We start from the raw sequence: 14,899 nt of genomic DNA on the forward strand, positions 1-14,899 counted from the left end.
CATGTTAAACATCATGCCACGAGCAGAGCAAGCCATGATTGCTACACCGCATTATTTAGCTAGTTCTGTGGGAAGCGCGATTTTACAGCAGGGAGGCAATGCCTTCGATGCGGCCATTGCGATCAGTGCGACCCTCGGTGTTGTTTACCCACATATGACGGGGCTGGGCGGAGATGCTTTTTTTCTTATGTATGATGCAGCAACTGGCGCTTATACCGGATTTAACGGAAGCGGCAAATCAGCAGCAAAGGCGACGCCTGATTTTTATCGCGAGAGTGGGATGGATAAGATTCCGCAGCGCGGCATTTTGAGCGCAATTACTGTGCCCGGGATGGTGGATGCTTGGTGGCAGGTGTGGGAAAAGCACGGCAGGCTGCCTTGGGCGAAGTTATTGGACGCAGCGATTGGCTATGCGGAAAAAGGGTTCCCGATCTCACGGAACTTACTGTTCTGGATGCGTAAAGATGAGGCTTACATTCGGGCTTCTGCACAGCTTAGTGCGTTGTATATGTGTGATGGCAAGCTTTTGAAGGAAGGTGATCGGCTGATTCAGCCTGATCTGGCGAGAACGTTGAGACTGGTTCAGCGAGAAGGTAGAGATGCGTTCTACGCTGGCTCGCTCATGCAGGCGATTATTCATAGTGTTAAACAAGACGGCGGTTTGCTGGAGGAAGAAGATTTCCGCAGCTTTGCTGGTGAATGGGTGGAACTGCTGTCATCGACATATCGCGATTATGAAATTTATCAGATGCCGCCGAACTCGCAAGGGTTCACAGCCCTCATGATGATGAATATGTTAGAACATATTGATATGGCAGCTGTACCAAGGGCATCGGCCCATTTTTATCATCTCATGTCGGAAGTGATCAAGAAGGCGTTTAAAGATCGCGATCGTTATTTAACAGACCCTAATTTTAGGGATATTCCGCTCGAAAGATTGTTGTCCAAATCATACGCACAGGAGCTGTGGAAGGACATTCAGGAAAATCCATTAAAGGTGAGTGAGCACCTCTCGCCAGCCATCGGTCAAGATACAGCGTATGCGGCTGTTGTCGATGAGGAGGGGAATTCAGTATCTTTTATCCAAAGTCTCTATTTTGATTTCGGGGCAGCTTACGTTCCAGGAGATACAGGCATTATTATGCAAAATCGCGGTTCCTTCTTCTCACTTGATCCTGCTTGTGCGAATGTGTTGGAGCCACGTAAAAGATCGTTCCATACGTTGATGCCTGCCATGGTAAGTAAGGCTGGAAAGCCTTATATGCTGTTCGGTACGCAAGGAGGGGAAGGTCAACCTCAGACGCAGCTTTCGATACTTACGGGAGTTTTGGATTATGGATTATCGATTCAAGAAGCCATTTCGCTTCCACGTTGGGTATATGGACGTACTTGGGGAGAGGATGGGGATGCGCTAAAGCTGGAGCATCGTCTTGAACCTGAAGTATATGCAAAATTGAAGCAGTGGGGACATCGTGTGGAGCCCGTCAATGCATGGGATGGCATCATGGGTCAGGCGCAGGGCATTGTCATTGACGAGCAAGGTTTTAAAAGTGGGGCGGCGGATCCTCGTGGCGATGGGTTAGCGATCGGCTGGTAACAGGTAAGCATCTACGAAAAAGAAGGAGCGATGAGTGATGGAGGCTTATGACATTCTGCAAGCTGTGGAAAGTAATACAGGAGCTCGTGTATTAGCAACAGTGATTCATGTGGAAGGCCACGCTTATCGCAAGCAAGGCGCTGTTATGCTGTTAATGGCAGATGGAAGTATGGTGGGGAGCATTTCTCCTGGGTGTTTGGAAGGGGATCTCGCAGCTTACGTGCCAAGTGTGTGGGAATCGCAAAAGCCGCAAATGGTTGAATACGACATGAGGCCAGCTGATGATTTCGGTTGGGGGGAGACAATTGGGTGCGGTGGGTTAATTCGTATTTTGCTAGAGCCGCTTTCCGGGGAGCTGCTGGTTAACTTGCTGGTGGTGAAAAGTAAGTTGGATCAAGGTCAAACCGTGGAGCTCATTCGCACTTATACCGATGGATATTCGGAGATTAGGTATGCGTTGCGGGGATCTGGTATAGATGAGCAATCGGCTGTGAGGGAGTCCTTACATTTCGTGACGAATGCGGTTTTTGTGCCAAAACCTAGAGTTATCATATTTGGTGCGAATCTAGATGCGATCCCACTCGTGCAAATGGCTGCGAACAGCGGATTTCGTGTGGTTGTTGCGGACTGGCGAGAGGCTGTTTGTCATGCAGAACGGTTTCCTGGGGTGGAAACGATGGTGGCCTTTCCAGAGACACTAGTCAAAAAGCTTGCGCTAAATGAGCAAGACTACGTTGTTATCATGAGTCACCAGTTCGAGAAGGATACAGCTTTCTTCCAAGGGGTCATGGCCTATACGTTGCAATATCTCGGCATTATGGGCTCTAAGGAGCGAACGGCCAAAATGCTGGAGGGCTTCGAGCGCCCTGAGTGGTTGCACGCCCCAATTGGTCTCAATATCGGCTCCGAGGGCGCGTTCGAGAATGCGATCAGTATTGCAGCTGAGCTGATTGCGATCAAACGCGGGAAACTTGGAGCAGGATCGTGGCGATCCCCTCTAGCTCATGGACGGGATGTCCAAAGCTTCTGCTCATGGTGAGACCGAAACACATCGTGGGTGTTTATTTGGCGGCGGGGAGTAGTCGGCGTATGGGGACTGCGAAGCAATCTCTAGAACTAGCAGCTGGCATTTGCCTTGGCAGTCTAGCGCTGTTGAAGGCGCTCGCTTGTGCAGAGTTAGCGCAGGTGATTGTCGTTGTACGCGAAGGAGATGCGCTAAATTGGCTGCCGGAAGAGGCTAGCAGTCAGCTTGCGAGCGGCAGATGCCGACTAGTTGTGAGTCCAGATGCGGGATTGGGCATGGCACATTCGCTTCGCGCGGGTATACAGGCGGCGGAAGAGTCGGAGGCTGACGGAGTTATGGTTATGCTGGCGGACCAGCCATTTATTGATGGTTCCACTCTAGAGGAGCTGATTGCTGTCTTTAACGCGGAGGTTGGCTGCGATTTCGTTGCTAGCGGTGATGGTGGAGCGCCTAAGCCGCCTGTCATCCTGGGGCGAGGCATGTGGCCAGCTGCTTCAGCATTAAAAGGAGATACTGGCGCGCGAGTGCTGTTTCAATTACCTGCGTTTCGCGGTCAAATCATCGAGGCAGCCTCTTTGACATTTATGGATGTCGACACTGTAGAGCGATATGAAGAAGCAAAAGACATCTTCAAACACTAAATAATGTTAAGTTTAATAACATATAAAAGGCGAAATAGTGCATTGATACGAATGATGCACTATTTTTGTATATAAAAAACAAAATGATGTTATGTTAGTTGACGTAAAATTGGAATATTGTTTATAGTAAATCTAATTTATTAAAAGTTTCGTGCGAACACCCAGCGTCACCACGCAGCATGCCGGTTTCATTCGGTAAACTCAGAACGCATAACGAGCACGCGGTCATTCAGAAACTCTGAGGAGGGTTGAATATGTCAGTTCCGATGCATCAACTACCTGAACAGCAGCCTTCCGTATGGCAGCCAACGAGTGTGGAGGAAGCGATTCAATTGAAGCATAAATGGGGCAATGATGCGGTCATTGTTGCCGGAGGTACTTGGCTTCGCACACGGTGGGAGAATGGGCTTGCCCCGATGCCGCAGCATTTCATTAGTCTTGGACGAATTCTTACACTCTCGGGATTAACCGTTAATGCCCAAGGGAAAGTTCATATAGGTCCTGCCTTATGCATTGCAGATTTGATGAAAAACGAGCTCGTCCAACAGAAATGTGGTCTCCTAGTGCAGGCGTGCTCAGAGATTGCGGCTCCGTCGATTCGAAACTTAGCCTCGGTCGGAGGCAATGTGATGACACGTACAGGCGATCTGATTCCTGCTCTGCTGGTGATGAATGCACAAATACGATGCACAGATGGACAGAACGAACGAATGATGGCGTTGAAGGATTGGCTAGCTGCTCCACTCGGGTCTGAGGATGAGATCATGACAAGTATAATCGTGCAGACAGAGAAGATAGTGAGTACAGCAGGTACGGAGAAGGTAGCTAAGAAATCTGGAAATGCCAATGAGACGGATGGACAGCTAGATACTGATACTGCTAAAGAAGCGGGATTCATACATGAGTTCTACCATAAGGTGGGACGGAGAGAGGCATTTACGCCATCGGTCGTTACGGTTGCAGGAAGGATTTCGCTACTAGCAGATGGGACCATTGCCGACATCGCTTTAGCAGCGGGTGGAGGCAATGCGATTCCTGCGAGGTTTTCAGCACTAGAAGCAGAAATGCGCGGAAAGCCATTTTCGAAGGCCGTCTTACAACATCTGCACAAAGGCGTCATGGCGGATTTCAACGCTGTGACAGATGATTATGCAGGGGTTGCTTATCGCAAGCAGACGGCAGCGAATCTGATCATATCAGAGTGTTACAAAGCTTGGCGCAAAGGGGGCGGAGCCGATGCTCCTCAATCGTAATGCGAAGAAATGGATCATCAGACCTGACGGGAAAGAGAAAGTGACGGGGGAGCTTCGTTATCTGACTGATTTAACAGCGCCAGGCATGCTTCACGGTAAGGTGCTTCGGAGTCAGTACCCGCATGCGTGGATTCTTTCTATGGATACCACGAAAGCCAAACAATTACCTGGCGTACGCGCGGTCCTAACGGCTGCTGATGTGCCTGGGTTGAACTTATTCGGTATTGCTTTTCCGCATCAGCCTGTGTTTTGTCAGGATCGGGTTCGTTATATTGGGGATGCATTGGCATCCGTCGCCGCAGATACGGAGGAAATTGCAGAATACGCACTAAGCCTCATTGAGGTCGTGTATGAACCGCTTCCTCTGGTGGATAATCCAGAAACCGCGTTAGAAGCGGGGACGATCCTGCTTCATCCCGAAGGGAATCTGCTGCATCAAACAACCTTGCAACAAGGGGATTTGAATATAGAGGCCGCTTTTCAAACTTGCACACACGTCGTTGAAGAGACTTATCTGACACCTCGGCAAATGCATACGTATATGGAAACCGAAGGTGGACTTTTTATCCCTGAAGTTAATGGAAGATTGACTGTCTACTCGCCGACCCAACATGGCTATAAGGATCGCTTTCAGCTAGCGAGAATCCTAGGCGTGCCAGAGGAGCAGATCAGAGTCGTCTCCAGCCCGATAGGCGGATCATTTGGCGGCAAGGATGAGCTTAATGTGCAGCCATTCGGCGCACTGATGGCGTTAAGGACAAATAAGCCAATCAAAATGCACAATTCCCGTCGTGAATCCGTCATCTCTGGCATTAAACGTCACCCGATGCGGATCACGATGAGGACGGGAACAGATGGGCACGGCAAGCTGATTGCGCATCAGGTGCGTATTTTGGCAGATACAGGAGCCTATGCGACATTAGGCTGTGAGGTGCTTAATTTTGCAACCGAGCATGCAATTGGACCTTATACCATTCCAAATGTCGACGTGGAAGGAAAGAGTGTTTATACGAATAACGGTGTGTCTGGAGAGTTTAGGGGCTTCGGCGGCAATCAGGTGATTTTCGCGGTGGAGAGCCAAATCGAACGTCTAGCCGAGAAGCTCGGTATGGACGGGTGGGAGCTGCGCAAGCTCAACCTGCGCCAGCCAGCCGATCCTGGCCCGATGGGCCAGCAGATCGTAGCCACCGAGGGCGCGGCCCAGGTGTGGTCCAAGGCGCAGGAGTCGCCGCTCTTGGCGAAGCGCTACGCCAAGCAGCCTGCCGCTGCGCAAGAGCCTTGGCTGCGCCGAGGCGTCGGCGCTGCGCTGGTGATGCACGGTGCCGGGCTCGGCCTCGGCATCCCCGACCATTCCGGCGGCCGCATCGAGCTCACGCCGGAGGGCAAGATCCAGGCCTCCTTCGGCTTCGAGGAGTTCGGCCAAGGGCTCTATGCAGCACTCACGTTGATGCTGCAGGACTGCTTCGGCTGCGCCGCCGATGACATCCGCATCGTCATCGGCGATACCGACCGCGTGCCGAGCAGCGGTTCGAGCACGGCCTCCCGCGCCACCACGATGATGTGGCGCGCGCTCCAGCGGCTGAAGCCAGCCTTCGTGCTGGCGCTGCTGGAGCAGGCTTCGCAGCTCTGCGGCGTTCCGGCCGCAGAGCTCGCAACCGGCGCAGGCGGGATTCATCACAAGGGTGATGAATCGGGGGAGCCGGTTGTCACGTATGCGGAGGCCGCTGCGGCAGCAGTGAAGCCGATTCTTGCGCATACGGAGTTCGACTACCCGACGACGCCCGAAGGGCGGGTCGGGGCGCACTATCTGTACTCGTACGCAGCTGCAATCGTAGAGGTTGAAGTTAACATGCTGACCGGTCGAGTCAAGGTGTTGCAGACCGATCACGTCATCGCCGCAGGTCCTGTGATTAATCCGATGGGCTTTCTTGGACAGATTGAGGGCGGCAGTGTGATGGCATTAGGCTATACACTGACCGAGGATGCAGTGATGAAAGATAGCCGCTACCTAAGGCATAACTTGGACACTTACCTCGTTCCCACCTTCAGCGATAGCCCACACAGCATTCAGGTTGAGGCCATTGAAGAGCTGCCTGAAGGGGATACATTTGGCCCTCGCGGCGTTGGAGAAATTGGATCTGTTGGCTTGGCACCTGCTATTACGGCAGCAGTACGGCAAGCGACAGGCATTTGGGTAAATAAGTTGCCCATATCACCAGAAGACATCGTGCAATCCATCGATTGGTTAGAAGGGGTGGAGGCCAGTGATTAATACATCTTTTGTGCTAGATTGCTCCATTAACGGGAAGGCGGTCTCCATTCCAGTTCCCGCATCCAAGCGGATGTCAGCGATTTTACGAGAGGACCTGGGGATGACTGGCACCAAAGTTTCTTGCGAGATTGGGCGCTGCGGCGCCTGCATGATTTTACTCGACGGTCAGCCTGTGAATTCCTGTTTACTGATGGCGTACCAGGCATCGGGCAAGGAACTTACGACCATTGAAGGGATATCAGCAGGCGAAGAGCTGCATCCGATTCAACAAGCGATGTTAGAAGAGGGGGGATTGCAGTGCGGCTACTGTACCGCAGGCATGGTTGTAACCTTAACTGCGTTGTGGGAATCGAATCCATCTCCAACGAGGGCTGAGGCCGAGAAAGCATTGTGTGGGAATATATGCCGATGCACAGGGTATGAGGGGATTTTCAGAGCGGTAGAGAAATGCGGATTGTCCATAAAAAGAGAGGGGTAGAAGCCAATGCGAAAAACCATACTGTCCATAACTGCTATTATGTTAGTTATTTTGAGCGCCTGCTCCACGAGCACGACAACAAGTACGACATCACCAGCTTCCACCACTGCAGCGTCTACGGCAGCAACAACAGAGAAAAAGCTGCCAAGAGTTGCCTTTGTCTATATTGGCGTTCCGGGGGATGGCGGCTGGACGTTCGAGCATGATCAAGGCCGATTGATGATGGAGAAAGAACTAGGAATTAAAGCGACGACAGTTGAAAATATTCCAGAAGGACCTGATGCTGAGCGTGTATTTGAAGAGTTGGCTCAGAAAAATGATATTATTTTCGGAACCTCCTTCGGGTACATGGACCCCATGGTTGCGGTAGCAGCGAAGCATCCGAATGTGAAATTCCTACACGCCACTGGCTACAAAACAGCACCAAACCTAGGCACGTACATGGGACGTGAATATCAAAGTGCTTACCTGGTCGGTATGGCTGCTGGGAAAATGACGAAAAACAACCATATGGGCTATGTCGGAGCCTTCCCGATTCCAGAGGTAATTTATACAATTAATGCGTTCACGTTAGGCGCGCAAAGTGTGAATCCCAACATCGATGTTTCCGTGGTGTGGAGTAACACTTGGTTTGATCCTGCTACAGAGAAGCAAGCGGCTATCTCCTTGTTGGATAAAGGCGTAGACGTCTTGGCGGCTTACCAAGATTCACCGGCAAGTATCCAGGCTGCAGCTGAGCGTAAAGTATGGGGCATCGGGAATGATTCCGATATGGGCAGATTCGCACCTGATACGTACATATCGAACCCGAAATGGAACTGGGGTCCTTACTATGTGAAAACGGTGAAAAGTGTTATGGACGGCACTTGGAAATCCGAGGCATATTTCGGCAGTATGAAAGAAGGCATCACGGATATTGCCCCACTTGGCAAAAATGTGCCAGCGGATGTTAAAGCCCTAGTAGAGAAGAAAAAAGCAGAAATTCTGAACGGTACGTTTGAGGTATTCCAAGGACCTATCGTGGATCAAGATGGCAAAACGCGCTTCGAATCCGGTAAAAAGATGACAGACGATGAAATTCTGGGTACGACTTGGTTTGTTAAGGGCATTAAAGGTGTTATCCCTAAATAAAGGACGAAGGATGTGACTGGCGATGACAATACAAGATATCGCATTAATTCACGAGTGGCACCCGGTGTTGTTGTCGTCAGCACTCACGGATAAGCCGGAAGCTGTTGTTGTACTTGGCGAAAAAGTAGCGGTATTCCGCACCACGCAAGGCGTCCACGCGTTTAAAGACTTATGCATTCATCGGGGTGTGCCGCTTTCACTAGGGAAAGTAAGCGGCGATGAGCTGGTATGCGCATACCATGGCTGGTCTTATAACGGCTGCGGTACCTGTACCAAAATTCCTTCTTTGCCGAAGGGACAAGCGATACCCTCGAAGGCCCAAGCTTTCGTTTACGCCTGCGTAGAAGCGCACGGACTGATCTGGGTGTGCTTAGGGAAACCTGAGAGTCCGCTGCCGAAAGTGAGTGCTTACGTACCAGAGGGCTTCAAGGAAGTATTCATGGGGCCTTACACCCTGCAAGCCGCAGGTCCTCGCATTATTGAGAATTTCCTCGATGTGTCCCACCTGATGTTCGTTCATGAGGGGCTGCTTGGCGATAGTGAATTCGCTGAAATCAATGATTATCGTGTGTTGGAAAAGGATGGCGTATTGCGTTCCGAAGAAATCATCGTGTATCAGCCGGATGCGGATGGGACAGGGCGTGGGGTGAATAGTCGTTATGTGTATGAGGTGTTTGGTCCTTTATGTGTAGCTTTAACGAAGAGAGATGACGTATCCGATCATATTTTTCGGCTGTTTCTGATGGTGTTGCCGGTTACGGAGCAGATGAGTATTGCGTATATGTTGAAGCAAAGGAACTACGCGTACGACGAGCCCGATGAGGTGTTCATCCAATTCCAAGACAGGCTCATCGAGCAGGATCGGATCATGGTTGAGAACCAAAAGCCGGAGCTGCTGCCGCTAGATTTACAGGCCGAGCTGCATTTGAAATGCGATCGTTTGAGCATTGCTTACCGCAATCGCCTGCGCGAGTTAGGCGTAACCTTTGGGACGGCTTAGCGAGATTTGTCGGATCTAGGATGAGTAGTGCGAATGACATGCATACGAAATAAAAAAAGGATTGTATAATTAGCTTAAGCTATTATGCAATCCTTTTTTTATTTTGGTAAAATAAGACTACTAGACTACCACCAGTAGTTAGAAGGCTCATTTGCATTTTGTTTTCTTGTGTCTGAAGGAGTTGTAAATGTTTTGATAAGTGCAGCCGTTTCTTCAGCAGATAGAGGTTGAGCCACCATGAAGGAATCTGCTTGCTTGCGCAGTTCTGCGCGTTTCACTGCTTGTACGGAACGTTGCAATTCTGGGTTCAATTGAATAATTGCCATTGGTTTAGCTCCCTCTTTTTTAATAATAGTTTACAAGAGTGATTATAGCAAAATATTGGAATTTAGGGGAGAGTTAATTGAAAATAGTAGCGAAAATATTTGTTAGTATGTATCTGGTACTCTTCATTGCGTTGCAAATCTGGTGTTCGTTTGTAACCTTCCATTTTCCCTATAATGGTATCTATTTAGACACGGCTCGCACAGACGAGTGGGTTGTCAGTAAACTTGAAGCGAATAGCACGAATGATAAGATTCATATCGGCGATAAAGTCATTGCGATTGATGGGAATCCACCAGGTGAATGGTCAACCGTCAAACGTTGGAATGTGGTTGAGAAAGCGAATACAGTTGTGATTTGGAGAGATGGGGTTGTAGAATCCATCGATTTAAGGACCAGCCGACCAGCGCTATTCGATATCATTTCGCTCGCGGAGGAATTCGTCTGTCTATTCATGTGCGTATTATTATTGGTGAGGGAAAGTCGTTCACCTTCCGCACGATTACTCGCGTTCTCGTTTCTTAGCGCAGCCGTCATCTTTATGAGTTTAGGCGCATCCATGCGGGGAGATTTAATAGGCAAGTTAATGATTGCTAGTTCGATGATGGTGCTGCCGATTGTCTTTCTACATTTTCTCGTGGTTTTCTTCAAAGAAAAGGGAGATATGGAGCTGCCCAAGGGACATTTTAAATATTTATACGGGATAGCCTTAGTAGCGTTTGTATTGCGAGGTCTCTATTTCTTTCCTTCGATGGCTTTCGTATATCGGCATGACGGATCCGTTACAATGGGATTCTTTATCATTGTTATTTCCTTAAATATTTCCCTGCTAGCAACGTTGTTTGTGAAAGTTAGGAAAGCACAGACGCCGCTTGCTGGTATTATCAAAAGTGTGTTTTACTCATTGCTCATTTCATTTCTACCCATTATCTGTCTCTCTTTCATACCACAGCTAATTATCGGAGAATGGATATTCGATCCTATTTATACGAGTTGGCTATTATTAATATTCCCTATTACGTTTTCCTATTTAATAGCTTCCGATCAGCTCTATGATATTGGTCTTGTCGTGCGGCGTATTGTATTTGCCAGTCTTATGGCGGTCGTACCCGTCAGCTTGTTTACAGGAGCGTTTGCTATTATTTTTCATGGACAAACCAATGGGAAGCAAATTTTATTCGTATTCTTAGGCTCAATTTTCCTTCTTACAGCTATGTTATATGCAGCGGAGTATTGGACGACGAGATTAGAGCCCTATTTATTCCCAAGAAAATACATATTGCAGTCAGCACTCAAAAAGATTTCCAAAAATCTAGGGACAATATCCAGCTTTCGCGATTTGAAAGATATCATTCTCGTCGATATTGTTGGCACGTTGCAAGTGACGGGTGGTGCGATTGTTTTTCGGCATAAAAACGATATCGAAATCATCTGCGAAGGTGAAGTCGATACGGCAGAAATCCAGCGTTTGGTGAATTCATCTGCGATTCTGGATCATCCCTACTATACATTCTTAGAAATGAACTGCCATGAAGAATATACGAGCTATCTCATCGTGACACGGAAGAAGACGAACACGCGAATCGCAAAAGAAGAATGGCAGTGGCTGCAGCTAATCACCTCGTACTTGGAGGTTAGTATGGAGAACGTGTATCTGATTCGTAAATTAACCGGCAGACTTCAGCAAATGGTTTCCCATCTTCCTCAGGAAGAACATCTCTGGTTACGGAAGGTAATGTTCGAACTGCAGGAAGAGGAACGGGTTCGCATTGCAACAGATCTTCACGATACAACGATGCAGGATTTATTTTTCCTCAAGCGAAGATTAACTTCATTAGCTGAAAAGCCATCGATGCGTCAAGAAGATCGTGAACAGCTGAACAGTATGAACAACTTTGTAGAAATGATTAATGCCAGCTTGCGCCAGAGCTGCTTCGAGTTGAATCCGCACCTGTTGAAAGAGGTAGGCTTGAAGCAAACCTTGAAGACGTTCGTTGAAAAAGAATCCTATACGACGCCGTTCGATATTTCCTTCCGAGCAGAGCAAATTTCCGACATTGAAGGCAAGGATTTATCGGCGAAACGGCATATCTTCCGGATCGTACAAGAATTACTTAATAACGCTAAGAAACATTCACAGGCAGCCAATGTGAGCTTTCACTTATGGGAAGAAGAGCACTTCTTTTACTTAAGCTACCGGGATGATGGCGTAGGTTTTCTTGTGAAGGAAGAGGTTGCTGTTGAAATCGCTGCATCAGGAATGGGGCTTGCCTATATGAGAAGCCGTGTGCTGCATGTCGGCGGCAGTTTCGAACTGGAGACCGCGGTAGGGGAAGGGACCCATATCTTAATCACAATACCAACTGAGGAAGTGATGTCAGCATGAGTGAAATTGTCAAAACATTAGTGGTCGATGACCATCCCTTATTCGCGCGGGCGACGAAGACGTTGCTAGATGAAATAGATCGTATTGAGGTTGTTGGGGTTGTTAGTAATGCCAGCGAATGTTTGGAGTATGTAAAGATTCATCAGCCTGGGCTCGTATTTTTGGACTATCAGTTGCCTGATCAAACGGGCACGGAGGTAGCCGCGCAGCTTAAACAGCTGTATCCGCACATTCATATTGTCATTTTCACAGGTATCGAACTCGCAGGCATTTACAATAAACTGATTGAAATGAAAGTAAGCGGTGTACTCTCGAAAGAGTCGACGGAGCGGACGATAAAGAATATGGTGTATTGTATTTTAGATGGCTATACGATGATTCCGCTGTCATTTTTCAACCAGATGCAATTACATGAGGCCGATGCGGGAGAAGAATGTGAACTGCAAGAGGAAGAAGTGCTAATGATGAACATGCTGGTTAAAGGTGCGACGCACGAACAGATCGCGGAGCGCATCTTCATGAGCAAGCGAACGGTTGATAATTATCTTCGTAAAATATATGACAAGTGGGGCGCCAAATCGCGGACAGAGGCATTGGAGAAATTTATCAAAAGTAAATACTACACCTGAAAGTAGGCGCTTTACATGCAGGACATTCAGCAGCATATGGCACGGATGATAGATGATTACATGTTTGATGAGGATTTGAAAATTCTGCTGAAATCATGCTTGTCCGATTCGGAGACCTCGAGTCTATCTTGGTCCAAAGTCACGTTGTGTACACACGCCATGCTCGGCGGGAACTCGCCTGATATTCATCGTCGCGCGGCTTTGACAGAATTAGTTGTGCTCATCCTAGACATCATCGATGATCTGCAGGATCAGGATAGCGATAGCAAGCCTTGGATGCGCGTTGACACGGCAAGTGCGTTGAATGCTGTATTAGCGTTAATTATGGGTGTTGTAGGTGAATTGGGCAGGTTGAATGCCAGTGGAGCCATGCTTGTCGAAATCAGCAAAATCGTTGCGAGATCGATCAATGGCCAGCATAAAGATGTGACGAATGTGGTCTCCACAGTCGATGATTACCTATGGATGACCCAAGAGAAATCAGGTTCCCTCTTCCGACTTGCTTGCTTCATGGGTTATACCCATACAGGGTGTACGGAACAGACATTAGAGCAGCTGCATCAATTGGCAGATTGTGTGGGGCTCCTCCACCAGATTCAAAATGATGTCCGCGATCTCGTTCGCTATGATGAGAAAAGTGATTTAATGGCGCAGAAGCGAACACTGCCAATCTTGTATCTCCTCTCCATGGAAGACGAGAGTTTCTCTCCCGTGAAGGCGTACTATAAGGGGGAGATCACGGCTGAACGTTTTGCTGAAAAAGAAGATGAGGTCAAAGCGTTGATTGAGGATTCTGGCTGTTTGGAATACGCTAGGATAGTTCAAACGGTCTGTATTCAGAAGGCTGAGGAGATATGGGGAGAGCTGCAGGCCCTGTCGCCTTGGAAGGAAGAGTTCCGAACGCTCACATACGGCGATTTCATCAAGCTGGGTATTGAGGTGGAGCAGGCTTAATGCCTGCTCTTTCTATGTATAGAAAGGGGGAAAACGATGATTACTGTTGCAACGGATGGGAGCGGTGACTTCCTTAGCATACAAGAGGCTGTTGATCATATCCCAGAGGGACAGACGGAGCTTACAATTATTCATATCAAAAGTGGTGTGTATAAAGAGAAGTTATATATCGATAAGCCATGGATATCGTTGGTTGGCGATGGGGCGGACACGACCATCATTTCTTATGATGATTACGCGAAAAAGTTGTTTCCCAGCGGAGAGCCTTACCACACATTTCATTCTTACACGGCTTACATAGGCGGGGATCATATTGAAGTGAAGGGGATTACCTTCGAAAATACAGCAGGGAGCGGTGACATCGTGGGGCAAGCCTTGGCTGCTTATGTCGAGGGAGACTGCGTTGCCTTTCGCGATTGCCGATTCCTCGGGCATCAGGATACGCTGTTCACAGGACCGTTGCCACCGAAACCGCGAGATCGCGGCAGCTTTGGCGGTCCAAGGGAAGGCGCGCCGAGACGTCCGGCGAGGCAGTATTACGAACGTTGCTATGTGGAGGGCGATGTTGATTTTATTTTTGGCTCGGCGACAGCGGTGTTTCAGGAGTGTGAGATTGTCTCCTTGGGAAGCGGCTGGATCACAGCAGCCTCTACGCCAGAGGAGGTTCAATTTGGTTATGTCTTTCTGAGATGCAAGCTAACAGGAGATATACCTGAGCAGTCAGTAGGTCTAGGAAGGCCGTGGCGGAACTATGCCAAGGTAGCGTTTGTAGATTGCTGGGTAGGATCGCATGTAAAGTCTGCGGGCTGGGATCGGTGGAATGAACAGGAACCGATAGATGAGGTTAGATACATGGAGTTTGGCAGTATAGGTCCTGGAGCTGTGACGAGTGGGCGTGCTGCGTGGGCAACGGAATTGAACGAGCTGGAAGCGGAGAAGCTGACTGCTGAGCGCGTTCTTGCAGGTGAGGATGGTTGGGATCCGACAGTCAGCAGTAGGGAATAAGACAATTGAAGTGGCTTATTGCCCGTCAGGAGGATATCTCTTGGCGGTTTTTTATTATACATGAACAGTTGTTGATAATGATTCTCGACAAAATAAAATAAATACTATATAATAATAATTATAAATAAGGCGTAAGACTTTCACGGCGAGCATGAACATAGATATTACATTTATGTGCAGCAAGCGAACCGTAAGTTCATGCACA

General features: G+C 48.7%; 13 protein-coding genes. 12 read left to right on the forward strand and 1 reads right to left on the reverse strand.

The features are described 5' to 3' along the window. Position 1: 1 nt before the first annotated feature. The 8 genes from ggt (at position 2) to AC58QM_RS31970 (ending at position 9,396) form a co-directional block, all read left to right on the forward strand. Complete coding sequence (gene ggt / locus AC58QM_RS31935; RefSeq protein WP_497288792.1) at positions 2-1,597, forward strand: gamma-glutamyltransferase; 1,596 nt, start codon at positions 2-4, stop codon at positions 1,595-1,597. A gap of 37 nt (positions 1,598-1,634) precedes the next feature. Then, positions 1,635-2,636 carry an XdhC family protein gene (locus tag AC58QM_RS31940; protein ID WP_497288793.1) on the forward strand — a complete coding sequence of 334 codons (1,002 nt, stop codon included), beginning with the start codon at positions 1,635-1,637 and terminating at the stop codon, positions 2,634-2,636. Continuing rightward, positions 2,630-3,262 carry a nucleotidyltransferase family protein gene (locus AC58QM_RS31945; RefSeq protein ID WP_497288860.1) on the forward strand — a complete coding sequence of 211 codons (633 nt, stop codon included), beginning with the start codon at positions 2,630-2,632 and terminating at the stop codon, positions 3,260-3,262. The genes AC58QM_RS31940 and AC58QM_RS31945 overlap by 7 nt, the downstream gene beginning before the upstream one ends. A gap of 254 nt (positions 3,263-3,516) precedes the next feature. Continuing rightward, complete coding sequence (locus tag AC58QM_RS31950) at positions 3,517-4,515, forward strand: FAD binding domain-containing protein (RefSeq protein WP_497288794.1); 999 nt, start codon at positions 3,517-3,519, stop codon at positions 4,513-4,515. Continuing rightward, a complete protein-coding gene (gene pucD / locus AC58QM_RS31955) occupies positions 4,499-6,787 on the forward strand; it encodes a xanthine dehydrogenase subunit D (RefSeq protein ID WP_497288795.1) in 2,289 nt (762 codons plus the stop codon). The genes AC58QM_RS31950 and pucD overlap by 17 nt, the downstream gene beginning before the upstream one ends. After that, positions 6,780-7,265 (forward strand): (2Fe-2S)-binding protein, encoded by a 486-nt coding sequence (locus AC58QM_RS31960; protein WP_497288796.1) that lies wholly within the window; start codon positions 6,780-6,782, stop codon positions 7,263-7,265. Before pucD ends, AC58QM_RS31960 begins: the two co-directional genes overlap by 8 nt. Before the next feature lie 6 nt (positions 7,266-7,271). Next, positions 7,272-8,396: a BMP family ABC transporter substrate-binding protein gene (locus tag AC58QM_RS31965; RefSeq protein ID WP_497288797.1), complete on the forward strand. Its 1,125-nt coding sequence runs from the start codon at positions 7,272-7,274 to the stop codon at positions 8,394-8,396. Between the two features lie 22 nt (positions 8,397-8,418). Beyond that, positions 8,419-9,396, forward strand: coding sequence for an aromatic ring-hydroxylating dioxygenase subunit alpha (locus AC58QM_RS31970; protein ID WP_497288798.1), 978 nt, complete (start codon positions 8,419-8,421; stop codon positions 9,394-9,396). A 125-nt stretch (positions 9,397-9,521) separates the two neighbouring features. Here AC58QM_RS31970 and AC58QM_RS31975 read toward each other — a convergent pair whose 3' ends face one another. Further along, complete coding sequence (locus AC58QM_RS31975) at positions 9,522-9,722, reverse strand: hypothetical protein (protein WP_056612737.1); 201 nt, start codon at positions 9,720-9,722, stop codon at positions 9,522-9,524. A gap of 77 nt (positions 9,723-9,799) precedes the next feature. Here AC58QM_RS31975 and AC58QM_RS31980 point away from each other — a divergent pair, with 77 nt between their 5' ends. Genes AC58QM_RS31980 through AC58QM_RS31995 form a run of 4 tightly spaced genes read left to right on the forward strand, consistent with a single transcriptional unit; the run spans position 9,800 to position 14,694 of the window. Further along, positions 9,800-12,106: an ATP-binding protein gene (locus AC58QM_RS31980; RefSeq protein WP_497288799.1), complete on the forward strand. Its 2,307-nt coding sequence runs from the start codon at positions 9,800-9,802 to the stop codon at positions 12,104-12,106. After that, complete coding sequence (locus AC58QM_RS31985) at positions 12,103-12,735, forward strand: response regulator (RefSeq protein ID WP_497288800.1); 633 nt, start codon at positions 12,103-12,105, stop codon at positions 12,733-12,735. The genes AC58QM_RS31980 and AC58QM_RS31985 overlap by 4 nt, the downstream gene beginning before the upstream one ends. 15 nt (positions 12,736-12,750) lie before the next feature. Further along, positions 12,751-13,689 (forward strand): polyprenyl synthetase family protein, encoded by a 939-nt coding sequence (locus AC58QM_RS31990; RefSeq protein ID WP_497288801.1) that lies wholly within the window; start codon positions 12,751-12,753, stop codon positions 13,687-13,689. A 36-nt stretch (positions 13,690-13,725) separates the two neighbouring features. Continuing rightward, entirely contained in the window at positions 13,726-14,694 is a 969-nt protein-coding gene (locus AC58QM_RS31995; protein WP_497288802.1) for a pectinesterase family protein, read from the forward strand. The last annotated feature ends 205 nt before the right edge of the window (positions 14,695-14,899 follow it).

The sequence above is a fragment of the Paenibacillus sp. J22P165 genome (genome assembly GCF_059692015.1).